1 pseudogene is annotated in these 1,022 nt (G+C 65.1%); it reads left to right on the forward strand.

The annotated features are described in order from the left end of the window. Positions 1-57: 57 nt before the first annotated feature. Positions 58-1,009: pseudogene (locus AXK61_RS24640) on the forward strand (IS5 family transposase). Positions 1,010-1,022: the final 13 nt, after the last annotated feature.

The raw sequence follows: 1,022 nt of genomic DNA on the forward strand, positions 1-1,022 counted from the left end.
ACAAGCAACTAGGGCGTGTCTCCCAATCATGGACTGCTGATCGGGGATAATCGTTCCGTGAGTTCATCTCGGTACGAAGCGATTTCGGATGAGCAGTGGGCTCGGATCGAGCCGTTGTTGCCTTCGAGTGTTGGTCGGCCTGGGCGTCGGTTCGAGAACAACCGGCGAGTGGTCGAGGCGATCATCTACCGGTATCGAACCGGGATTCCGTGGCGGGATCTGCCGGTCGAGGCATTCGGTTCGTGGAAGACGGCCTGGAAGCGTCACCGGCGTTACGCCCAGGACGGAACCTGGGACAAGGTTCTGGCCGCGCTCCTCGCCGACGCCGATGCGGCGGGCAAGATCGATTGGACGGCGGTGTCGGTGGACGCCACGATCAACCGTGCGCATCAGCACGCGACGAACACTGTTCGCCCTGATCAGGACACAGGGGGCCCGGTCGAATCACACAAATCCTCCACCCGGGTTCGTCGCGAGTCCGCTCGGCGGTGATCGTGAACCGGCCGGCCACGGGATCGGCCGTTCGCGGGGAGGCCTGACCACCAAGATCCACGCAGCAGTCGACGGTCAGGGGCGTCCGCTCGCGGTGGTCGTCACCGGCGGACAGCGCAACGACGGCGCCATGCTCACCGAGGTCCTCGCCGATATTCGGGTACCGAGATGCGGGGCTGGGCGTCCCCGCACTCGCCCGGACGCGGTCGTCGCCGACCGGGCCTACACCAGTGGCGTGAACCGGCGGATGCTCGCCGGCCGGGGTATCAAGGCAGTCATTCCGCAGAAGGTCACCGAGATCGACGCCCGCCGCCGCAAGGGCGCCGCGGGTGGTCGGCCACCGACATTCGACACCGATACCTACAAGGGCCGCAACGTAGTTGAGAGATCATTCAACGACACCAAGCAATGGCGCGGACTGGCCACCCGCTACGACAAACTCGCCATCACCTACCGGGCCGGGGTCGTGCTCCAAGCATGCTTGCGATGGTCACGACTATTGGGAGACACGCCCTAGCTGAHCAGYGAGC

Origin of the sequence: Tsukamurella pseudospumae (assembly GCF_001575205.1) — a bacterium.
In the GTDB taxonomy this organism is placed as follows: domain Bacteria; phylum Actinomycetota; class Actinomycetes; order Mycobacteriales; family Mycobacteriaceae; genus Tsukamurella; species Tsukamurella pseudospumae.